Here is a 20996-nt window from a genome sequence, read left to right on the forward strand (position 1 = left end):
GTGGCGTACCGATGGCGCGCCGTCGGCTCCTGGCCCAAAAGCGGTAACTCAGCGTTCTGATGTAGCCGATCGCTCGAGTGGGTGGGGCGACACTGGCTGGCAATTCGGCTGAGGATTCAAGATCGCGCAGCTAGGAGATAGGCTGTACAAAAATACAATATCGCAAGGACGCGGATCATGCCCCCCGAGTTCGACAGTTAATCTCGCAACTCCTTGATATTGAAAATAGCGATTTCAAAACGCTCCACTACAACAGCGTCAATTGCTGAGACGCGGCTGGTTTTTTTACCCGGAGGGCATGCAGAACCTCGCTTTGACATTCCTGGATGGAAGACACCCCGGATACGGGTGGGGCGCCATTGAGACGAACTCGGTGATGCTGAATGCGGTGGAGTTGCTCCAAGGCTCGTTCCGGCGTCAGCCCGGTGTGACTCGCACGTAAACGACTGCGCATGACCCGATGCAGAATCAGCGCCATGAAGCAGATCGCTGCGTGCGCCCGTATCCTGTCGGGCAGGCGGTGGTAGACCGGGCCGATTTCCAGCTCGGATTTGAGCACTTTGAAGCCCCGCTCGATATCGGCGAGAGACTTATAGCGGGCCACGACCTCCGCCGGTGACAGGTCCTGCACATTGCTCACGAGCAGGAGCTTGCCATCCATCTTTTCCGCCAGGGTGCGTGCGCTTTTGTCGATGTCGTAGCTAAACTGCTGTGCGGCCATATCGACTTGGATGATGCGCGATAAATGCGCCTCGCAGACGGCATGGTAGAAGCGTGCCTTGGCACCGCTGTCGGAGAGTTTGCGTCCCCGATGCTTTTTGCCGTCGTCCTGATCATCCAGTTTGCCGGCCCACTGGTCGCCCTGAGTAATCAGCGCTTCGATCCGCGCATTCCGCTTGGCGGTCTGGTCCGCCGCCGTCATGGGATCATGGGCGATAACCAGCCGCAGGTCGTTCCAGGTGCGCTCACCGATGACTTCTTCAGTGGCAGTGTTGCACGACTCCCGCTGGAAACTATCCAGCAGATCGGTAAATTCATGGTACCGCCGCCCCGGTACGGCCAGGATAAACTCCAGCGACTGCCCGTTGGCCAGCCGGATCGCCTGCAACGCCTCCAGATTGTCCAGACTCAACAACCCGCGATCCGCGATGAGCACCAGGCGCCGCACTGTCGGAAAGCGCTCCAGCACTTTGCCCAGGGTCGGCAGCAGCGTTTTGGTCTCAGCGGTGTTGCCATCGAAGACCTCATGGTAGATCGGCAAACCTTCTGCAGTCTGCACGACCCCCAGCATGAACTGGCGAGCGATCAGACCTTCCTTGGCCATCCCGAATTGACGGACGTCCTGGGGAACCGTGACCAGGCCTTCACTGCGGATCGTGGTGAGGTCATAGAAGACCACGGACAGGTCCTGATCGATCAGGGGGCGCAACAGTCCGGCTACCACAGCATCTACGGCACTCTGTTGCTCCATCAGGGCATCCATGCTGCGCAGGAGTTGCTGGTGGGTAATCGTTGTCACGGTGACATCCGGCAAGGCGACGGTTTCCACCCAGCGCAGTACGCCCAGTTTCGATTCGGGATCGCAGAGCCGGTTGAGGACCATCACCCGGATCAGCGCTTCCACATCGGTCGTATGGCGGGTCTTGCGGAACACCTGACGTAGGGCGCTGAACCCCAGCTCCTTCCAGAGTTCGGTCAAGGCCCAGACATCGCCAAAAGCACGCGCTGTTTCAAAAGCGATGGATGGTGGAGAAGAAATCGTTGGCGCCGGGGTGGGCACCTGGCCGCTGACCTTCATCAGGCCCTGAATCACGGCATTCAACTGACTGTCGACCTGATCCAGCCGCCCAAGCGTGGCGACGGTACGCTTTTTGACCTTTCCGGCATCATCCCGGTAGGACTCGACAAGCTGGACATAGCGGCGGCTGCCGGAGGTGGTGATCTTCACATGCATGCCGCCACTTTATCAGCGTTCATAGGCATGTCAACAAAAGAGCCTAAGTGATAAAACGTGCCACCACAGAAGTTTTAGAAAATAGGCGCTGAAACCCCTATGAATGCTGGGGCGATGTTACGAAATTGACGATTTTTGCCGATGAACTGTCGAACTCGGGATGCCCCACACGGTGGCGGGCCAGGGCAGCCACCCGGGAGAGGGATGCGGGTCATTACCAGCATCACCGGCCCGAGCGATTGCTCGGGCCTTCCATCACCTATCGCGTTGCGGTGGGGCCGCAGGCGCGGCGTGTGATATTCACCCAGCAAAACTTGTCTGTCTGCGACGAGCCATACTGGACCCAGTTAAAATGGCCGCTTATTTTTATTATACCCCTCGCTGTCATTAGATTCTCGCCAACAATACGATCCCGATGAGAATCGGGACGGCGAGCAGTGCCGCGCGCCACAGCGGCACGAAATACGGAGTTTCACCGGATGATTGGTGCGACTTGTAGCCATGAATCATGGCCGACACCAGGTTCTCTCCGAGAACCAGGCGGTAGAATACGATCGCGGTGAGATGCAGACCAATGAGGAGCAAAAGGAGATTGAAATTGTCGGCGTGCCAATGTGCGAAACGCCGTCCGGTTGTGTAAGAGACCCACTGGGACAATGGACCTGAGGAGCCGCCGTCGTTATTGACCGCGAATAGACCGAGAATTGTTTGCAGCAGCAAAAGGCTCAGCATTACGATGATACTGAGTGCACCCAGCGGATTGTGACCGAGTGACTCATGGCGATCGCGGAGCTTGCGGGCATAGCGCCAGACGCCCGCGGGTCCGCGAACGAAACTGCTGAACCTGGCAGTCTGTCCGCCGCAAAAACCCCACAAAATCCGAAAAGACACGACACCGAGGACTCCATAGCCGGCGAACAGGTGCCATCGCATGTGATCGGTGTCCGCGGTCCACCAGCAGGTCGCAAACAGAATCAGGATGCTCCAGTGCCAGATCCTCGTCGGCAGATCCCAGACTCGAACGCGCTTTCGAACTGAACCCCCCGTATTGACCATGCATCACCACCAGCTGCTGTGCGTGCGGAAAACCCGATGGCAACTGTCGCAGGACTGACCGAGTCTCCTGGTATCCAATGCGAGCGCGTGAAGGTCGTGGTCTGCGGCGTCCCGCGTCATGTTTTGTGCGCTGATTCGCATTCTCTGTGCGGCCTGGGTGAACGCAGCGGGCTTCGCCCAGATTTCCGGGCTCGCTCGGGTGCCGACCCCATGCCCTTTCCCGCTGCCCGCAGGAAACCATGTGGGCAGGGAAGCGGCGAGCACGGCAATTTGCCTCGCGTCCACTTGGATCAGGCGCCAATTCAGGTGCGAGCGATCCATCTGGTCCCGCAGAGACTTGTCGGTCCTGCCGAGTGTCCTGAAGTGCACCTTACGTGCGTGGATGATTTGCGCGATGCCAGTGGCATTGGCGTCACCCGCAAAACTCATCAGCAGCGCGACGCTTATCCATAAGAGCGGATCGCGGAGGCGGCAGGTTCGAAAGCCGTTAAAACCCATGGTGCTCTATCCTTGATGTGGAGTAGCCGAGCGGGCTGCATAGCCACCCGGTGAATGACCTTCGAAATAAACCATTCATAAATTAAATTAATTGACCTGAGCTTGTAAATAAGGGTCGCCGCCTTGGTCCGGCGCACGCTGAGGGTACCATACGTCGTGGGATCAAGACCAATGGATCTCACCCACCGATCAACGATCCTGGCATATTGACGGGTGGACAAATTTGGGGATGCCCTTAGCCGGCTGGGAAAAAGATACTGCTCGGGCTTCAAATCAGCCTTGGCGATCCAGGTCGCCAGGGATTCCCGGGTTTGATCAGTAATTTCGAACTGAACCGGTCTCTGGGTCTTGCGCTGCAGGATGATGGCGCGGCGAGCGATCTGGCCACCATGGGCCACGTCCTTCACCCGTAAAGCGACCAGATTACATCTACGAAGCTTGCTATCAATGGCCAGATTGAATAGGGCCAACCCCCTCTGCCCCGTCAGCTTTGTCATCCTCTGGTTGAATGGGCGGTTACCGACCCATTGCTGCCGGTCGACCGTTAGAGGTTCAACGCCAGGTATCCGCCGGAACCGGCAGGGCGACGGGAAAGTAAGCCAACGTCTGGGCGAGAGAAAGGCGAGGCTTGTCTTCGGCGGCATCGGGACGCACCATCTCTCCTGTAAACACGTTTTTCCATGTCCCGGTCAGGTCGGGGATCTCCACCGCTGTATCGGTCCATACCGGCTCGCTCAACGGCAGGTGCGTTTCATCGCCGAGCAGGGTGGCGAACCAGCGGGTGGCGATGGTGATTACGGTGCGCCCGTTCGCCTGGCGTGCACAGGCCACGACGTGGTCGGCTCAGGCGCCATTGGCGGCAAGGGGCAGGTAGGCGCCGCCAGCAAATACCTCCGGAAATCGGCGCCTGGCATCCATGGCACGCCAAGTGACGAAGAGTTTGGCACAGCCGTCTTCCAGATGGTCCAGCAGGTCCCGGGCGAGGGCCGTTTTGTCCTGCCCACGGGCGGCACCCGCCAGCCAATGCAGTAGGTCGCGGTGGCGGTTGTCGGGGTCCACGAGGCTGAAATCCCACAGTTCGCTCCCCTGGTAGATGTCGGGTATGCCCGGCGCGTAGGCCTACTGGGTGGCTACTTCGGTGAGAAACTGCCTGGATTGGACAAAAGAAAACCATAGATCTTTGCCCTGATGAAGGAACAGTGTGAATACTGAGAATTACTTTAAGGAAAACAAACTATGAGCGAAGGATTACATACCCCGCACCGCACGAAGAAGCTGTCCATGAGGCGGCAGAATCCCATAATCCCAAGAAGCATTCTCTGTACCAGTGGATAGCCATCTTTACAGCCCTCCTGGCGACGATCGGTGCCATCGTCAGCTACCAGGGCAGGGGACCCATCTCATGAACGAAGTCCTGCTGGCCAAGAACGAAGTCGTACTGGAGAAAGCCAAAGCGACGGACCAATGGAACTACTACCAGGCTATCAGCACCAAAGAGCACTTGATGGATCTGGCAGTAGCCATGACACCAACTAGCAAAAACGCGCCTTTCCATATGGGCCGCCATAGCCACCATCAAACCCGACATGGATTATCCTCGCCCATTGACTGCACTGGGGAAAAAGGCGGTGGATGTGATCGGAAAACCGGAATATTGGCACAGCTTTCCGTCTGGACACGCGGCACTGGCTTTTTTACTGTTCGGCAGTTTGTTTTTTGGTAAATCGCCTAAAGCCATATGGGTGTCCGCTCTGATATATGCATTGCTGGTTGCCTGGTCACGGATAGCAGTCGGGGCGCATTTTCCGACCGATGTCATCGGTGGAGCTTTTATCGGGTTGGTCGGCGCCGGGCTGGCCATGCTGATATATCATAGGACTGCTTGCGGCAGGACAACCGGATGAGTAAGGTATTTTGGACTGCGCAAAAAACGGAGGGGCTAACCCATGCCCAGTGCTGGGCGCGCACCCGCCGTGAATTCTTCGAGAGCCAGGACGCCGATCCGCAGCGGGCGGCCATGGCGCTGGAGATGATCGGCAACCTCTATGCGGTGGAACCGATATTTGCGAGCAGGGACTGAAAGGCGCCAAAAAGCAGCAGGATGTCCGGCTGACCAAAGCCAAGCCTTTGGTAGAGGCGTTCTTCACCTGGGTGGTCGATACTGGATTGTTGCCCAGCAATCCACTGAGTAAAGCCCTGGTTTATGCCCACAAACGCCGGGCGGGGCTGGAGGTCTTCATGAGCGATGCCGATGTGCCCATTTGACACCAACCACCTGGAGCGGGGCTTACGGGTGATCCCCATGGGCCGGCGGGCCTGGCTGTTCTGCCGGACGGAACTGGGTGCCAAGCAGGTCAGTATCGTGCAGAACTGTCCCGATTAGGGCGCTTGAGAACATGCCGCTGACGCATCGCCCCGTTGACGAGAAAGACATTCAAATCATTTGTGGGTTTCCACAAAGTGAAGACGAACTATTTTTCTTGTTCCCAAAGGCGGAATTCCCGTTATCCTCTTCGCAATTACGGGATGCCATAGCGCAGCGTTCGGACTCAACGGTAGTCGAGCTTGGTGGTGAAGTCATTGCTTTTGCCAATTTCTATCGCTGGGAGTCTGGTGGCCGTTGCTCCATTGGTAATGTCATCGTTTCCCCGGCGGCCCGTGGGCGCGGGGTGGGCCGCTATCTCATCGAACAGATGATTGCCCTTGCTTTTTCAAAGCATCAGGCGGCCGAGATAATAGTGTCGTGTTTCAATCAAAATATTGCCGGCTTACTGTTTTATCAGAAGCTGGGATTTCAACCTTACGCCATTGAGGAGCGGCAGGGCAGGAAAGGAAATCGGATTGCGCTTATTCACCTGCGGCTGTCGAGAAATGCGACCTGACTTGGTGGATTCTCTGAACCGATGAGGAAAATAATTGTATGATGATTTTACTAAAGGTCACCCAAGCGCGCAGCGTACTGACCACCAATTTCTGAATGACTGCAAACTCTGCCCTGCCGCCGTTGATATGTGATGGTCGGTAGCCAGACTGATTGCGGTCATTCAGCAGCGGAAAGCAAATGACATCATTCGACCAGTAAAAGCCGTTCATGATGGGGTTCATTGGGGATGACAATGGCCGTGTTATACTGTAACTTGGAATATCGCGCTGCACCGTTAGTGCAATCGAATTTGCATTAGGCCCTTTGGGAGAATACTTTGATTACCTGCTATCTTCGCTATGTGGTCGATCCTTCCAAGCTCAAGGAATTTGAGGCTTATGGAAAGATGTGGATACCACTAGTTGAAAAATTCGGCGGCAAACATCACGGCTACTTCATGCCTCATGAAGGTGCTAATAATATCGCTCTTGCCTTGTTTTCGTTTCCTTCGCTTGCGGCCTATGAAACGTATCGCTTAAAAGCGGGCAGAGACCCAGAATGTCAAGCCGCTATGCGTTACTACGAAGAAACAAGGTGTTTCATTAGCTATGAGCGCTCTTTCATGCGGCCCGTCTTCGAGTAGCCACATTGAGCCTAACGGATACCCCATATTTAGTGGCATTTGGAGACAGCCGGATAAGCACGAAATGACCATATTGGCCACACTCATGATGACATCTCCAAGGAGCGGTGCTGATATGGACACCGAGAAACGTCTCATCCATGAATGCATTTGTGAGCCGATAAAGTGATGAAGCAATCTTTGACGATAAGACCAGGACAAGCCATCACGTATGAAGAGCGTGGGAATCCTGGCGATATGCCGGTCTTCCTCTTTCACGGCACCCCCGGCTCACACTTCCAACTGGATTTGTTGCCGGGTGCATTGCTGGAAAATGTGCACTGGATCGCGATAGATAGGCCGGGTTATGGCGAATCTTCCCGATGTCTGGGATTGGGCATGGCAGACGTGACCGCGACCGTCGCCGCCTGCGCCGATCATCTCAATATAGATCGATTCCAGGTGTTGGGATTCTCAGGAGGTGGGCCCTACGCTTTAGCCTGTGCGCACATAATGCCGGATCGTGTCTACGCAGCCCACCTCGTCAGCAGTCTGGGACCCCCGAGTTCGACAGTTCATCGGCAAAAATCGTCAATTTCGTAACATCGCCCCAGCATTCATAGGGGTTTCAGCGCCTATTTTCTAAAACTTCTGTGGTGGCACGTTTTATCACTTAGGCTCTTTTGTTGACATGCCTATGAACGCTGATAAAGTGGCGGCATGCATGTGAAGATCACCACCTCCGGCAGCCGCCGCTATGTCCAGCTTGTCGAGTCCTACCGGGATGATGCCGGAAAGGTCAAAAAGCGTACCGTCGCCACACTTGGGCGGCTGGATCAGGTCGACAGTCAGTTGAATGCCGTGATTCAGGGCCTGATGAAGGTCAGCGGCCAGGTGCCCACCCGGCGCCAACGATTTCTTCTCCACCATCCATCGCTTTTGAAACAGCGCGTGCTTTTGGCGATGTCTGGGCCTTGACCGAACTCTGGAAGGAGCTGGGGTTCAGCGCCCTACGTCAGGTGTTCCGCAAGACCCGCCATACGACCGATGTGGAAGCGCTGATCCGGGTGATGGTCCTCAACCGGCTCTGCGATCCCGAATCGAAACTGGGCGTACTGCGCTGGGTGGAAACCGTCGCCTTGCCGGATGTCACCGTGACAACGATTACCCACCAGCAACTCCTGCGCAGCATGGATGCCCTGATGGAGCAACAGAGTGCCGTAGATGCTGTGGTAGCCGGACTGTTGCGCCCCCTGATCGATCAGGACCTGTCCGTGGTCTTCTATGACCTCACCACGATCCGCAGTGAAGGCCTGGTCACGGTTCCCCAGGACGTCCGTCAATTCAGGATGGCCAAGGAAGGTCTGATCGCTCGCCAGTTCATGCTGGGGGTCGTGCAGACTGCAGAAGGTTTGCCGATCTACCATGAGGTCTTCGATGGCAACACCGCTGAGACCAAAACGCTGCTGCCGACCCTGGGCAAAGTGCTGGAGCGCTTTCCGACAGTGCGGCGCCTGGTGCTCATCGCGGATCGCGGGTTGTTGAGTCTGGACAATCTGGAGGCGTTGCAGGCGATCCGGCTGGCCAACGGGCAGTCGCTGGAGTTTATCCTGGCCGTACCGGGGCGGCGGTACCATGAATTTACCGATCTGCTGGATAGTTTCCAGCGGGAGTCGTGCAACACTGCCACTGAAGAAGTCATCGGTGAGCGCACCTGGAACGACCTGCGGCTGGTTATCGCCCATGATCCCATGACGGCGGCGGACCAGACCGCCAAGCGGAATGCGCGGATCGAAGCGCTGATTACTCAGGGCGACCAGTGGGCCGGCAAACTGGATGATCAGGACGACGGCAAAAGCATCGGGGACGCAAACTCTCCGACAGCGGTGCCAAGGCACGCTTCTACCATGCCGTCTGCGAGGCGCATTTATCGCGCATCATCCAAGTCGATATGGCCGCACAGCAGTTTAGCTACGACATCGACAAAGCGCACGCACCCTGGCGGAAAAGATGGATGGCAAGCTCCTGCTCGTGAGCAATGTGCAGGACCTGTCACCGGCGGAGGTCGTGGCCCGCTATAAGTCTCTCGCCGATATCGAGCGGGGCTTCAAAGTGCTCAAATCCGAGCTGGAAATCGGCCCGGTCTACCACCGCCTGCCCGACAGGATACGGGCGCACGCAGCGATCTGCTTCATGGCGCTGATTCTGCATCGGGTCATGCGCAGTCGTTTACGTGCGAGTCACACCGGGCTGACGCCGGAACGAGCCTTGGAGCAACTCCACCGCATTCAGCATCACCGAGTTCGTCTCAATGGCGCCCCACCCGTATCCGGGGTGTCTTCCATCCAGGAATGTCAAAGCGAGGTTCTGCATGCCCTCCGGGTAAAAAAACCAGCCGCGTCTCAGCAATTGACGCTGTTGTAGTGGAGCGTTTTGAAATCGCTATTTTCAATATCAAGGAGTTGCGAGATTAACTGTCGAACTCGGGGGCACCTTGCCATAAGTGCACCGGTACCTGAATATCTTCCAGCGGGAATGGCCAGGGCCAGCTTAATACCATGAGATCATCTGCCATTCCGCTTGTCCCTTGATGAAGCGCTTCCCGCAGATCATTATTCAGCACCGCAAGCGTATCTGGAGCCGTCAGCAGCGACTGATCGCGGTCACTCATTTTCGCTGCCAGCTTCGCAGAAAACCGCTCCGGGTTTTGGCGCAGACCCCGCATACTTAGGCGCAGCACCAAACGGAACAACCGAGGACTTCGACGTGCGAGCGTAAACAGCAGATGGTCCTGACGGCGCAGCACAGACCAGATTTCCGGAGCATCAACCGGTCCCCCCGAGTTCGACAGTTAATCTCGCAACTCCTTGATATTGAAAATAGCGATTTCAAAACGCTCCACTACAACAGCGTCAATTGCTGAGACGCGGCTGGTTTTTTTACCCGGAGGGCATGCAGAACCTCGCTTTGACATTCCTGGATGGAAGACACCCCGGATACGGGTGGGGCGCCATTGAGACGAACTCGGTGATGCTGAATGCGGTGGAGTTGCTCCAAGGCTCGTTCCGGCGTCAGCCCGGTGTGACTCGCACGTAAACGACTGCGCATGACCCGATGCAGAATCAGCGCCATGAAGCAGATCGCTGCGTGCGCCCGTATCCTGTCGGGCAGGCGGTGGTAGACCGGGCCGATTTCCAGCTCGGATTTGAGCACTTTGAAGCCCCGCTCGATATCGGCGAGAGACTTATAGCGGGCCACGACCTCCGCCGGTGACAGGTCCTGCACATTGCTCACGAGCAGGAGCTTGCCATCCATCTTTTCCGCCAGGGTGCGTGCGCTTTTGTCGATGTCGTAGCTAAACTGCTGTGCGGCCATATCGACTTGGATGATGCGCGATAAATGCGCCTCGCAGACGGCATGGTAGAAGCGTGCCTTGGCACCGCTGTCGGAGAGTTTGCGTCCCCGATGCTTTTGCCGTCGTCCTGATCATCCAGTTTGCCGGCCCACTGGTCGCCCTGAGTAATCAGCGCTTCGATCCGCGCATTCCGCTTGGCGGTCTGGTCCGCCGCCGTCATGGGATCATGGGCGATAACCAGCCGCAGGTCGTTCCAGGTGCGCTCACCGATGACTTCTTCAGTGGCAGTGTTGCACGACTCCGCTGGAAACTATCCAGCAGATCGGTAAATTCATGGTACCGCCGCCCCGGTACGGCCAGGATAAACTCCAGCGACTGCCCGTTGGCCAGCCGGATCGCCTGCAACGCCTCCAGATTGTCCAGACTCAACAACCCGCGATCCGCGATGAGCACCAGGCGCCGCACTGTCGGAAAGCGCTCCAGCACTTTGCCCAGGGTCGGCAGCAGCGTTTTGGTCTCAGCGGTGTTGCCATCGAAGACCTCATGGTAGATCGGCAAACCTTCTGCAGTCTGCACGACCCCAGCATGAACTGGCGAGCGATCAGACCTTCCTTGGCCATCCCGAATTGACGGACGTCCTGGGGAACCGTGACCAGGCCTTCACTGCGGATCGTGGTGAGGTCATAGAAGACCACGGACAGGTCCTGATCGATCAGGGGGCGCAACAGTCCGGCTACCACAGCATCTACGGCACTCTGTTGCTCCATCAGGGCATCCATGCTGCGCAGGAGTTGCTGGTGGGTAATCGTTGTCACGGTGACATCCGGCAAGGCGACGGTTTCCACCCAGCGCAGTACGCCCAGTTTCGATTCGGGATCGCAGAGCCGGTTGAGGACCATCACCCGGATCAGCGCTTCCACATCGGTCGTATGGCGGGTCTTGCGGAACACCTGACGTAGGGCGCTGAACCCCAGCTCCTTCCAGAGTTCGGTCAAGGCCCAGACATCGCCAAAAGCACGCGCTGTTTCAAAAGCGATGGATGGTGGAGAAGAAATCGTTGGCGCCGGGGTGGGCACCTGGCCGCTGACCTTCATCAGGCCCTGAATCACGGCATTCAACTGACTGTCGACCTGATCCAGCCGCCCAAGTGTGGCGACGGTACGCTTTTTGACCTTTCCGGCATCATCCCGGTAGGACTCGACAAGCTGGACATAGCGGCGGCTGCCGGAGGTGGTGATCTTCACATGCATGCCGCCACTTTATCAGCGTTCATAGGCATGTCAACAAAAGAGCCTAAGTGATAAAACGTGCCACCACAGAAGTTTTAGAAAATAGGCGCTGAAACCCCTATGAATGCTGGGGCGATGTTACGAAATTGACGATTTTTGCCGATGAACTGTCGAACTCGGGGGTGCCCATGATAAAGTAATCAACCCTAGCATTGGCGCGGCCATCGCCGCCTGCATTCCTCATGCTCAGTATCATCGACCGGAAGATGGCGCTCATATGGTGCTGCTGACCCATGCTGCGGAAATCCGCCATGAGATCGACCATGTACTGCCCTGAAGTCTTTGCAGAAACGCGCTCTGAGATTTTACGGGCACGGAATCAGCGTTACCCTCTCGCGACACTGGTCAGCATGGGTGCTAATGGTCCGGAGGCGTATCATATCCTCTTGTACCTCGCCCCCGGCGAATGACGGCTACCGCTGCCCTGTCGCGGTTGAACTCTGAGCCCTGATGGTCGACAGCAGACTGATTGCGGTCATTGGGACTCATCGGTCAGATCTCGCGGCATACCAACGCGGCTTGGTGGTGTTTTGCAGACCACCAGCCGCCAGTAGCACCGTCTGAGCACGCTGCGACAATCTGACCCTGCTTAATCGGGAAGCCACTATCCTTGCCAGTTCAGACTGCTCTTCGCTGGTTAAAGTCACTTTGGGTGCCACTCGCAATGCTTTGACTCCATCGGACTCTTCAGAATGGAGCCTATTTACCATGCTAACCATTAAACAGCATCAAAAATGCAACACTACACTAGATGGTGCTCATGGATGCTGTATCGGTGCCTTCCATACGTGGCCGTTTACGGAGGTCAGCTCCAGAACGTAAGAGCCTTGACCGATGGTTGCCCAGCTTGGCATCGCTGACGGCAGGCGTACGGTGGCCTGCGCACCGACAGGTCCGGTAATACCGAACTTACCGGTGTGAATCTGCTGGTAGGCAAAATCGTTGGAAAAGGCACTTTTGGGCAGCGCGGAGAGGGTCGAACTGGTCCATTTCTCCACTGGCTTGCCGGTGCTGATATCGACCAGCGCTGCCTCGAGCACATTGGACGGCTCGGCGGCCACTCCGGAATCTACATAGACGTGGAATGTCACACCACCGTCCGTCAGCAGCGTGGCATGGTCCAACTTCCAGTGATGTTTTGCCGGACTCACCGGACCACCGTGGTAAGGCGTAAACACCGAACCGCGGTAATAACTGTAAGTGGCGACGATGAAGACCACAGTAATCCAGAACAGTGTCAACGCGAACTTCTTGAAGGCGCCATCACTCAAAGGCAAAGGCAGGGCACCCCCCAGCCAGCGGAACAGACCATTTTTGGCCAGCGCCGGTTTCCGCGACAGGAGCCAGTTGTCCACGGAATACGCGCCGCTTCCGGCAAGAAACAGCGTGGTGCCCATAGCAAAGTTGGAGGCGGCCATGGTCCATTCATCAATGCAGGTGGCGCCCTGCCAACCGAACAGCAGCATCAGCACGAAGGATAAGCCGAGGGTGGCGACGGCTGCGAGGCGGGTATACAAGCCGACAATCAACATGAAACCAGCGATCATTTCAACGGCGCTGAAAATGATCACGCCGGCGTAGAGCAGGGTGAAATGATGCAATAGATATGCTATCAGATGATCCGTATCCAGTATGGCTCCGGGCATTGCCGTCTGGAATTTATAGGCCATCCAGTGATCATGTACGTCCAGCTTTTGCGGGCCGTAGATAAAACGCCTAGTCCCGCCGCCCCAGTAAATCCACCCCTGAACGAAGCGAATCGCGAGCAGGGCGATAGCGGCGAGTCGCCAGCTGCGATTGCCCGAGTCTTGTAGGGCAGTGTTAGACATTGTAGTTGCCATGAAACCTCCTGTCGGACCTGAATCCGGATGGGTGCGGCTCACATTGCCTCATCGCGCCCCCTACCTCACCTGCTATGCCGCCTCGCCATGAGCTTGCGATGATCAAGCTGTTAGCTGACGGTCAGTGGGTGAGGTAGGCGGCGTTCCGTGTGAGTAACTGAATTTATTTCGCGTACTGGAATCCAGCCAGTTCCAATTCCGGCAATGTACCCACGATGCCCGGTGTCAGGATCGCGCCAGGAATGAGGTGGTTGGTAAATTCCGCAGCCATTTCCACATGGCTGAGCTTGGACGGGTTGATCCCTTTCTTGTGCAAGCCCATGGTGAGTTCCCATACCTCGTTATGACACGCCATGAATACAGCGCCACGACGCTGCAGAACGATTATGCTGTTGTCGTGGGGAGAGAAAACGCCCTCTGCGTCTTCAAAATCAGCCGGATTGGTCGCCGATGCCGGGGGCTGTTTCAACCAAGCGTTCGCTTTCCATTTGCCTTTGGTGAGGGTGGCGAGATACTTGTTCCAGATGTAATTGTCATACAAGGCAAGATGCGCGGAACCATGGGTGGCAGACACGCAGAAGAAATCAGCATGTTTGAAAGACCATATCTGGCTGTTCATGGCATTACGCATGAGATTGAGCCACGGGCTTTTCAAGACGGTGTTATCCCAAACCTGTTTAGGACCGCCAGCATAGTGAAGCACCTCGTTCAGCGCCTCGCTGTCCCATTGGTCCGGGCTGGTCAGTATCATGGGAACGGTTTTGAAATCGCGCCGCCGGGGCGCTTTGGCCAGCCGGTTACTCAATTCCTGCAGTGTGCTGGCCCCGGGGGGCAACAGGTTACCTGGGTTTCCGCTCATCCCCGCAGCCATGGCGCTGGCGCTGGCGCTGGCGCCCATAGCACCCACCGCTACCACCCCTGCGCCCAGTACCGCACGCTTCATTGCTTCTCTGCGGCTCAACAGATTTGATTTGTTGATCATGTCCATTCTCCTTTCAGGTTGATCCAACAAGAACACCACTCAACAGATTCTTTACAGCTTCACCTTCCCACCCGACGACGACTGCCGCTTCGACAAACCGCTCTCCAAACCCTCCAACCCGAGGCCTCAGTCTCAACCCCGAACTTCGAAAAAATCGCGCTGACCCCACCAGCCATCGAGCCTACTCGGATGCGCCGAGCATCTTCAGTGGTATTGCCTGCATGAATCCATCATTGGTACCGATGAAATACGTGCTGCCCACGGCAACGCCGTTTTGCGGGCCGTAGCCGCCCTCCTTCTGGTCATAAACATGAGTGACCTTGCCGCTCAATTTGGCAAGCGTGAAGATCTTGCCCTTGCCGGTCGGTTGGATCACGTCGTCTCCCACGATCGTCGGGGCCGCTTTCATTCCCGCCTTGAGCGGCGCAGTCCAGATGATCTTGCCGGTCTTGGCATCGATCGCATATTCGTCGTGAGTCACGGGGCTGCCGGTATAGACCACGCCATCCATGATCGCTGGAACTGCATCCTTGTTGCGCGGCGGCGTCTTGCCAACCCCGAGCGTCTTCGACCACATGATCTTGCCGGTCCCGATATCGATCGCGATTTCCTCCGAACCCGAGGTCGCCTTCTGGGAAGACGTCCGGGTTTCGATCTGCCCGATCGTGACATCACCCCCGACCGCCCAGGTTCCATCCCCGCCGCTGCTCGAAAAGATGTTCTTCGGATGCACCGTCCACAACGGCTTGCCGGTCGCTGCATCGAGCGCATAGATATTGCTTGGATGCGTGCCACCCATGATGATCACATTCTTCTTCGGATCGAACGTGGCGGACGACATGCTGACGAAGGACATAATCGCGGTCTTCCACTTGAGCGCCCCGGTCACGGCATCAAGCGCATAGATATGCCCGCCACCGTTGCCGAACAGCAGCATCCCCTTGTCGAACACTGCCGTGGGCATATCCTCGCCCTTGGTCCCATAGGTCCACACGAGCTTGCCTGTCGCGGCATCGACGGCATCAACCGCCGAAACATCGGACCCACGAATCACCGCAACACCATTGACGCCGAATTTCTTGGCATGGCTGTATGTGAACACCGAGTTACCGGCACCGATGAACACAAGCTGCTTGCCACCGGCAGTGGCCACCACCGGCGTGCTCATCAACTGGTTATGGGCATTGAACGACCATTCGAGCTTTCCGGTCCTGGCATCGAGCTTGTACAAATAGCCGTTATCGTTCGGCGCGAACACCGCACCGTCGACCACCGCAACTCCTATCGGAAACCCGACCAGATCACGGATGATCGTGTTGTTCTTCACTGCCTTGCGCGCATCCGCCGCCCCCGGCACCTCGTAGGTCCAGTTCACTGCCGGAAACGGCGATTTCATCGCCGCATTATGGCCTGGCTGCATCGCATACATCGGCCAGAACGAAGGCGTGTCCGCCGCCTGCGCCGTACAACTCACCCCGGTCGCAATGGCGCAAGCCGCGAGCCCGAGGCGCATGATGGTCTTGAAAGTCATTGGACAGCTCCTTATCTGTTCGGTCATTGATAACTCATCCCTGATGAAAGGCCCCGTCTATTTTTCCGTTGTACCATGCCAACCATTAAACTGCATCAAGAATGCAATTGAATGTCTAAACTTCAGACGATAATTTGAACTAAAAAAAATATAAATACACAATCAAATACAATAAAACTGTTACAGGCAGCCTTGGCATTTTGCAAAGTGGCACATAAAGGCCTATAGTTAAATCTGGTCGGTAAGTTTTATCATAAATCATCACAACACATTAAGTATGTGTTGTGCCGCACATACAGCACTCAAAGTGATATGTAAAATTTATGATGCTTTGGGTAGATTCTGACAATTTTATGTCAAGAGGAGATCAAACCATGAGCAAGAACCCAATTATTGCGATCAATCAGGCCAAAATATTCAATCGTCCAGAAAGTCATGAAATCATGATGAAGGTAGGACCGAAAGTCTGTATTACCACGGCCAACCACCCGGGATTTCTGGGCTTTGAACAACTCATACAAACGGGCATTCATCCGATGGCAGGCCGCTATGGCGGTGGTTCCGTAGACATGCGGGAAACCTTAAATCCAATCGCCATGTACCAATACACGGTATGGAAAGATGTACATTCTCACGAAGAAATGCATCACGACAACTTTGATACCATCTACGAATTATGTGGAAGCTGTCTGGATATGGTGATTGAAGGGCCCTGGGAAGTCTATTACGAGATAATCAAATCTGACTTGCCGCCTATTATGGGAATAACAGACGTGCCGACCATTTTGGGAGATGCTTTTGCCAAGCAACAACCGGTTCCTAAAGTCGCTTTGGCGGAGCAACGCGCTATCACTGTAGGGGACCATTGGGTTATGAAGGGGCACGAACAGGACTTTGAGGTGGGTGTTATCAAGACTCTCGAATGGCTGAAAGCGTCGGTTCCGGGCATGATCGGCTGGATGATTCTGAAACAAACTGGAGCCTCGGCAATCGGATCGTTTCAGCTTGACCCTGAAGGAATGCTGAAAGCTACATTGGGTGCCAACCCGCCGAAATACAATACCAATTACGGATCCAAGATCCCTACTCAGCCGCCTATTCCAGCACAAACACCTGCACAGTACCTGATTCACATGGAATGGGAATCTCCTGCACATGCGCATACTGGACTCGGTTATGTCATGGTCGATTATGACCTGCGCCAGATACATAACAACGGCGTATTACAGCACTTGGATAAGGGTCCCTATTATATGTTTTTTGCGCCCATGATGGAACAGGGCATGTGGCGCAAAAAACTGATGTTCTAAAGGAAAATATTTAGTGGGGGATATCCTGTCCAAAAGCACCGGAATGAATATCTCGCAGGAGGTCCGTTGAACTTTTCGCAATCTGTACTACCCTTAGTGGTAATGCGTAGTTTTCCTACTTTTTCATGTCGAAAAATCGGAGGGACACATCTATGAAATCTTATGAACTCTCAATGAACTCTCATGTCGTCATCCTGGGCGGTAACTTTGCTGGCCTTGGCTCCGCCCAGAAGGTTCGTGAATATTGTGGTGATTCCGTGCGTATCACCGTCATCGACCGCAAGGATTATCTGCTCTTCGTTCCCAATGTGCCCGCAGAAGTATTTGAAGGCCGTGATCCGGGCAAGACATTACGCATGAACATCCCGGACGCCCTGGAAGAGGACCATGTCCAATTCCTGCAGGCAGAAATCAAAGCCATTGATCCTGAGGCCCGGCGGGTGGACTTTGTTCCCAATGAGCGGCCCGGTGCCGCACCGGATAGCATCTCCTATGATTACCTGATTGTTGCCGTCGGCAACCGGCTGGCTTATGACAAAATCGAAGGCTTTGCCGAACATGGTCAGACCGTCAGCGATTTTTATTATGGTAACAAACTGCGCCATTTTCTGGCCAATGACTACAAAGGCGGCCCCATCGCCGTTGGTTCTGCCCGGTTCCATCAGGGTGATGGCACCAAAGACATCACTCTGTATGGCGGGCATCCTTTCCCCCGTGCTGAAGCGGCCTGCGAGGGACCACCCGTTGAGGTCATGCTGTCCATGGCCACCTGGCTGGGTCAGCATGGCAAAGGTGGACCGGACAAAATCACGGTCTTCACTCCAGGCAGCTTGATCGCCGAAGATGCCGGTGAAAAAGTAGTCGGCAAGCTGCTGGAAATTGCCGGAGGCATGGGCTTTAACTACGTCAACGAAGCCAAGGACATTACCCGTCTCACGAAAGAGGGGGTCGAACTGGCCAGCGGCAAAAAGATCGAGGCGGAGTTGAAAATTGTCTTTCCGGACTGGGTACCCCACGACTTCATGAAGGGGCTCCCGATCAGTGATAATGAGGGCTTTGTGGTGACCGACGTGACCATGCGTAACCCAAAGTATCCAAACATCTTTGCGGCGGGGGACGCGGCCGCCATCACCGTGCCCAAGCTCGGCGGCATTGGCCATGCCCAGTGCGCGATCGTGGCCAGGCAGATCGCTAAGGATCTGGGCAAGCTAGCAGCGGCAGAAGCCGACAAGCCGCTGGAGCCCGTGGTCTACTGCATCGGTGACATGGGCAACAACCAAGCCTTCTATATCCGTTCCAACAGCTGGTTTGGTGGTCCGGATCAGGTCCTGAAAATGGGCCATATGCCCTTCCTGCTGAAGATGCAATACAAAAACCTCTTCTTTAAGAATAAGGGCAAGATGCCGGAGTGGGGGTTGGATGCCTCTCAACTGCTTGCCGAGAAACTCTTCGCGGCCTGACGCAAGGGGGCTACGGCCCCTGATCCGCGAGCAAAGCATAAGGAGACAGCACATGGCAGCACAACCGAAAGACGCTTTTATCCCCTCTTTAACCCCCGAGCAATGGGTGGGGCTCGCCCGCCTGGGCGATCTCGCCAATGGCGCCGAGCAGTTCATGGGTGGCCCGGCGGGCACCTTGCCCATGGCAATGGCACTACGTGCCGGTCAATGGAACGAGCGTTTTGATCTGGATGGCGGGATTGAGGAAATTCTGGAAACCATGAAGGCCTTGCGCAAGGCTGGCGCCTTCAAACTCATCAGTGAAAACGCCGCTTTTGTGACCGAAAGCCTGCAACTCCTGGCACCGCTGGCACCCAAAATTCTCGAAACCCTGCACACCATCCCAGTTACCGAATGGCTGGCGGCACTGCACATGCTGGGCAACCTGCTGTCGCGCGTGGATGATATCCTGACCTTCCTCAAGGGACCGGCCGGTAACGCGCTGGTAACCAGACTCAAGGAACTTGGCGACCTCTGGGAAGAGACCTCGGCGGATACCACCATTGTCGAAGCATTACGCCTGCTCAAGCAATTGCAAGAGGACGGCAATCTGCACCGTGTAGCCGACATCAGCCGTCAGATCGGGCTCATGACGGAGACCATCGACATCGAGTCCTTGATCGGTCCCTTCATCGAACTCAGCAGAAACAGTCCGCTCCCGGCTCTCGTCGCCAGCCTGATGCACGGCGGCAAGGCAATGACTCAGGCCCTCGCCGAAGCCACCGAACATGAGCCCAAAGACCAGGCGGGCGGCATTGCCGGGCTCTACCACATGCTTAAAGATCCCAATGTACAGCGTGGCATCCGGGTCTTGGCAACCCTGCCGACTTATCTGGAAAAAGCAGGGGTATTACCAAAACACACCGCAGGGTAACCTGCGGACGGGACGTGGGCAACGACTATTAACGGCGCGGTCTGTCGCCATGAGAACTTTGATTTTACGCTGAAAATTTGCGCCGATCCAGGGCGCGGCGACTACCTGCTCCGTGAACGAGGTAACTGGGATGCCAGGACGGTCGTTGCCGAATATCGCTATCACGCCGACGAGCAATCGCCGGGATCGGCTATGGCGCCGCCTCCGGCACCGCGTTCAGACCTTCCACTCGGCAACCGACGCGCGAGGTTTTAGATGAGCCACCCATCGTAGATACAGGTCATGGGCCTCTATCCCATTAAAACTGCATAATATCAATCTTTTAGATACAGAGAGGTGCGCATGTTTACTAGAAAATGGCAACAGCTACGCTGGGTACGCTATGTGGCGCTGGCTCCTTTACTGCTGTTACTGAATGGCTGCGCGACGCACTCTATATGGTGGATATTTGATCCTCGCGGGGTCGGCGCCAAGGCCAGTTTTGATTACATGATGATCGACGTGGTGGTGATGTTGGGTATCGTCGGCCTGACCGGCATTATGATTGTCTGGTTTATGTGGCGTTATCACAAGGGTAAAAACCGCGGTACGTATGATGGGAAATGGGCACATTCGACCACGATTGAAGTGTTCGTCTGGGGTATTCCCATCGTGGCCGTAGGGTTTCTGTCTTGGGCGGTAGCGATAAATGGATCATTTGCCGTTAACCCATATAATCCGACGGTGATTACCCGTCACATGAAACCCCATGGTAATCCCATCGAGGTGGATGTGATTGCCACGGACTGGCAATGGTTGTTCATTTATCCGCAATACCATATGGCGGTGGCTAACGAACTGGTGGTGCCTGCCCATACCCCTGTTTTCTTCAAACTGACTTCTACGGCGGTGACGACGGATTTCTTCGTGCCGCAATTGCTGGGGATGATTGATGTGATGCCCGGCATGCGGACCAAGGATGCTCTGGAGAGCGACAGCATTGGTCAGTATCAGGGCGTCGCTGCCGATTACTGTGGTGCTGGCACCTCGTGGATGCTCTTTAAGACCCATGTGCTATCCAAGGGTGACTTCGCAAGCTGGGTGCACCATGCCCAGCAATCCACCGGCAATTTGAGCATTGCGGGATTTAACCAGTTTGCCGAACCTTATATAAACATAAACAATAAGATAGAGTATTTTTCTCAGGTTCAGAAGGGGTTATTTAATCAGGTCATCCTGGAAGTGATGCATGGCAGGAAGTGGCCTTTGCCCATGTTTATGACCGAAAACATGGTGGGCTATTTGAAGAAACAGGCCGCGGAACACCGGGCTTAACCGGATTG

Annotated in this window: 21 protein-coding genes and 3 pseudogenes; 12 read left to right on the forward strand and 12 right to left on the reverse strand. The window is 55.7% G+C overall.

Features of this window, described 5'->3' with window-relative positions:
• Window positions 1-247: 247 nt before the first annotated feature.
• From H2515_RS03375 to H2515_RS15985, 6 genes are all read right to left on the reverse strand, one after another.
• On the reverse strand, window positions 248-1954 hold the full coding sequence (locus tag H2515_RS03375) for an IS1634 family transposase (RefSeq protein WP_198660910.1): 1707 nt from the start codon (window positions 1952-1954) through the stop codon (window positions 248-250).
• Window positions 1955-2341: 387 nt separating this feature from the next.
• The gene (locus H2515_RS03380; RefSeq protein ID WP_035192219.1) at window positions 2342-3010 is read right to left on the reverse strand and encodes a cytochrome b/b6 domain-containing protein; all 669 of its coding nucleotides are present in this window, start codon (window positions 3008-3010) and stop codon (window positions 2342-2344) included.
• A gap of 3 nt (window positions 3011-3013) precedes the next feature.
• On the reverse strand, window positions 3014-3508 hold the full coding sequence (locus H2515_RS03385; RefSeq protein WP_081919354.1) for a c-type cytochrome: 495 nt from the start codon (window positions 3506-3508) through the stop codon (window positions 3014-3016).
• Window positions 3454-4152, reverse strand: a complete 699-nt coding sequence (locus H2515_RS03390) for a tyrosine-type recombinase/integrase (RefSeq protein ID WP_332873292.1) — start codon at window positions 4150-4152, stop codon at window positions 3454-3456. Before H2515_RS03390 ends, H2515_RS03385 begins: the two co-directional genes overlap by 55 nt.
• Entirely contained in the window at window positions 4061-4339 is a 279-nt protein-coding gene (locus tag H2515_RS15980) for a hypothetical protein (protein ID WP_035192220.1), read from the reverse strand. The genes H2515_RS03390 and H2515_RS15980 overlap by 92 nt, the downstream gene beginning before the upstream one ends.
• A 12-nt stretch (window positions 4340-4351) precedes the next feature.
• Window positions 4352-4567 (reverse strand): hypothetical protein, encoded by a 216-nt coding sequence (locus tag H2515_RS15985; protein ID WP_065413947.1) that lies wholly within the window; start codon window positions 4565-4567, stop codon window positions 4352-4354.
• A gap of 343 nt (window positions 4568-4910) precedes the next feature.
• Between H2515_RS15985 and H2515_RS15990 the strand changes: the two genes are divergently transcribed.
• From H2515_RS15990 to H2515_RS03430, 7 genes and pseudogenes are all read left to right on the forward strand, one after another.
• Window positions 4911-5231 (forward strand): DUF4337 family protein, encoded by a 321-nt coding sequence (locus tag H2515_RS15990; RefSeq protein WP_232821531.1) that lies wholly within the window; start codon window positions 4911-4913, stop codon window positions 5229-5231.
• Window positions 5143-5412 carry a phosphatase PAP2 family protein gene (locus H2515_RS03405; RefSeq protein ID WP_332873293.1) on the forward strand — a complete coding sequence of 90 codons (270 nt, stop codon included), beginning with the start codon at window positions 5143-5145 and terminating at the stop codon, window positions 5410-5412. Before H2515_RS15990 ends, H2515_RS03405 begins: the two co-directional genes overlap by 89 nt.
• Before the next feature lie 17 nt (window positions 5413-5429).
• Window positions 5430-5879: pseudogene (locus tag H2515_RS03410) on the forward strand (IS66 family transposase); the annotation flags it as partial.
• A 25-nt stretch (window positions 5880-5904) separates the two neighbouring features.
• A complete protein-coding gene (locus tag H2515_RS03415; protein WP_035192223.1) occupies window positions 5905-6390 on the forward strand; it encodes a GNAT family N-acetyltransferase in 486 nt (161 codons plus the stop codon).
• 318 nt (window positions 6391-6708) lie between these two features.
• On the forward strand, window positions 6709-7014 hold the full coding sequence (locus H2515_RS03420; RefSeq protein ID WP_198660911.1) for an NIPSNAP family protein: 306 nt from the start codon (window positions 6709-6711) through the stop codon (window positions 7012-7014).
• 180 nt (window positions 7015-7194) lie between these two features.
• Window positions 7195-7596, forward strand: a complete 402-nt coding sequence (locus tag H2515_RS03425; RefSeq protein ID WP_198660912.1) for an alpha/beta fold hydrolase — start codon at window positions 7195-7197, stop codon at window positions 7594-7596.
• Between the two features lie 117 nt (window positions 7597-7713).
• A pseudogene (locus H2515_RS03430) lies at window positions 7714-9417 on the forward strand (IS1634 family transposase).
• Window positions 9418-9463: 46 nt separating this feature from the next.
• On the opposite strand, the gene H2515_RS03435 reads toward H2515_RS03430, so the two are convergent.
• From H2515_RS03435 to H2515_RS03445, 3 genes and pseudogenes are all read right to left on the reverse strand, one after another.
• Window positions 9464-9799 carry a hypothetical protein gene (locus H2515_RS03435; RefSeq protein WP_198660913.1) on the reverse strand — a complete coding sequence of 112 codons (336 nt, stop codon included), beginning with the start codon at window positions 9797-9799 and terminating at the stop codon, window positions 9464-9466.
• A 95-nt stretch (window positions 9800-9894) separates the two neighbouring features.
• A pseudogene (locus H2515_RS03440) lies at window positions 9895-11598 on the reverse strand (IS1634 family transposase).
• Between the two features lie 97 nt (window positions 11599-11695).
• Entirely contained in the window at window positions 11696-11902 is a 207-nt protein-coding gene (locus tag H2515_RS03445; RefSeq protein WP_198660914.1) for a hypothetical protein, read from the reverse strand.
• On the opposite strand from H2515_RS03445, the gene H2515_RS03450 reads away from it, so the two are divergent.
• Window positions 11901-12047, forward strand: coding sequence for an FMN-binding negative transcriptional regulator (locus tag H2515_RS03450; protein WP_232821532.1), 147 nt, complete (start codon window positions 11901-11903; stop codon window positions 12045-12047). The two genes, H2515_RS03445 and H2515_RS03450, sit on opposite strands and share 2 nt — an antisense overlap.
• Window positions 12048-12395: 348 nt before the next feature.
• Here H2515_RS03450 and H2515_RS03455 read toward each other — a convergent pair whose 3' ends face one another.
• From H2515_RS03455 to H2515_RS03465, 3 genes are all read right to left on the reverse strand, one after another.
• Window positions 12396-13478 (reverse strand): TQO small subunit DoxD, encoded by a 1083-nt coding sequence (locus tag H2515_RS03455; RefSeq protein ID WP_198660915.1) that lies wholly within the window; start codon window positions 13476-13478, stop codon window positions 12396-12398.
• A gap of 163 nt (window positions 13479-13641) precedes the next feature.
• On the reverse strand, window positions 13642-14460 hold the full coding sequence (gene tetH, locus H2515_RS03460) for a thiosulfate dehydrogenase (protein ID WP_198660916.1): 819 nt from the start codon (window positions 14458-14460) through the stop codon (window positions 13642-13644).
• 181 nt (window positions 14461-14641) lie between these two features.
• The gene (locus tag H2515_RS03465) at window positions 14642-15991 is read right to left on the reverse strand and encodes an outer membrane protein assembly factor BamB family protein (protein ID WP_198660917.1); all 1350 of its coding nucleotides are present in this window, start codon (window positions 15989-15991) and stop codon (window positions 14642-14644) included.
• 374 nt (window positions 15992-16365) lie between these two features.
• Between H2515_RS03465 and H2515_RS03470 the strand changes: the two genes are divergently transcribed.
• The 4 genes from H2515_RS03470 (at window position 16366) to H2515_RS03485 (ending at window position 20988) form a co-directional block, all read left to right on the forward strand.
• Window positions 16366-17301 carry a sulfur oxygenase reductase family protein gene (locus H2515_RS03470; protein ID WP_014029932.1) on the forward strand — a complete coding sequence of 312 codons (936 nt, stop codon included), beginning with the start codon at window positions 16366-16368 and terminating at the stop codon, window positions 17299-17301.
• A gap of 152 nt (window positions 17302-17453) precedes the next feature.
• Window positions 17454-18761, forward strand: coding sequence for an NAD(P)/FAD-dependent oxidoreductase (locus H2515_RS03475; protein WP_014029931.1), 1308 nt, complete (start codon window positions 17454-17456; stop codon window positions 18759-18761).
• A 52-nt stretch (window positions 18762-18813) separates the two neighbouring features.
• Window positions 18814-19674 (forward strand): DUF1641 domain-containing protein, encoded by an 861-nt coding sequence (locus H2515_RS03480; RefSeq protein WP_035192235.1) that lies wholly within the window; start codon window positions 18814-18816, stop codon window positions 19672-19674.
• Between the two features lie 342 nt (window positions 19675-20016).
• Window positions 20017-20988, forward strand: coding sequence for a ubiquinol oxidase subunit II (locus tag H2515_RS03485; RefSeq protein ID WP_014029929.1), 972 nt, complete (start codon window positions 20017-20019; stop codon window positions 20986-20988).
• Window positions 20989-20996 lie beyond the last annotated feature (8 nt).

The sequence above is a fragment of the Acidithiobacillus ferrivorans genome (assembly GCF_016250455.1).
Lineage (GTDB): Bacteria > Pseudomonadota > Gammaproteobacteria > Acidithiobacillales > Acidithiobacillaceae > Acidithiobacillus > Acidithiobacillus ferrivorans.

Bases quoted from the DNA above. Each gene is read 5' to 3' on its own strand.
- H2515_RS15990 (WP_232821531.1), top strand. From the start codon at position 4,911: ATGAACGAAGTCCTGCTGGCCAAGAACGAAGTCGTACTGGAGAAAGCC.
- H2515_RS03455 (WP_198660915.1), bottom strand. From the start codon at position 13,478: ATGGCAACTACAATGTCTAACACTGCCCTACAAGACTCGGGCAATCGC.
- H2515_RS03415 (WP_035192223.1), top strand. From the start codon at position 5,905: ATGCCGCTGACGCATCGCCCCGTTGACGAGAAAGACATTCAAATCATT.
- H2515_RS03445 (WP_198660914.1), bottom strand. From the start codon at position 11,902: ATGGTCGATCTCATGGCGGATTTCCGCAGCATGGGTCAGCAGCACCAT.
- H2515_RS03485 (WP_014029929.1), top strand. From the start codon at position 20,017: ATGTTTACTAGAAAATGGCAACAGCTACGCTGGGTACGCTATGTGGCG.
- H2515_RS03465 (WP_198660917.1), bottom strand. From the start codon at position 15,991: ATGACTTTCAAGACCATCATGCGCCTCGGGCTCGCGGCTTGCGCCATT.
- H2515_RS03380 (WP_035192219.1), bottom strand. From the start codon at position 3,010: ATGGTCAATACGGGGGGTTCAGTTCGAAAGCGCGTTCGAGTCTGGGAT.
- H2515_RS03470 (WP_014029932.1), top strand. From the start codon at position 16,366: ATGAGCAAGAACCCAATTATTGCGATCAATCAGGCCAAAATATTCAAT.
- H2515_RS03390 (WP_332873292.1), bottom strand. From the start codon at position 4,152: ATGCCGCCGAAGACAAGCCTCGCCTTTCTCTCGCCCAGACGTTGGCTT.
- H2515_RS03375 (WP_198660910.1), bottom strand. From the start codon at position 1,954: ATGCATGTGAAGATCACCACCTCCGGCAGCCGCCGCTATGTCCAGCTT.
- H2515_RS03475 (WP_014029931.1), top strand. From the start codon at position 17,454: ATGAAATCTTATGAACTCTCAATGAACTCTCATGTCGTCATCCTGGGC.
- H2515_RS03480 (WP_035192235.1), top strand. From the start codon at position 18,814: ATGGCAGCACAACCGAAAGACGCTTTTATCCCCTCTTTAACCCCCGAG.
- H2515_RS03450 (WP_232821532.1), top strand. From the start codon at position 11,901: ATGTACTGCCCTGAAGTCTTTGCAGAAACGCGCTCTGAGATTTTACGG.
- tetH (WP_198660916.1), bottom strand. From the start codon at position 14,460: ATGATCAACAAATCAAATCTGTTGAGCCGCAGAGAAGCAATGAAGCGT.
- H2515_RS03385 (WP_081919354.1), bottom strand. From the start codon at position 3,508: ATGGGTTTTAACGGCTTTCGAACCTGCCGCCTCCGCGATCCGCTCTTA.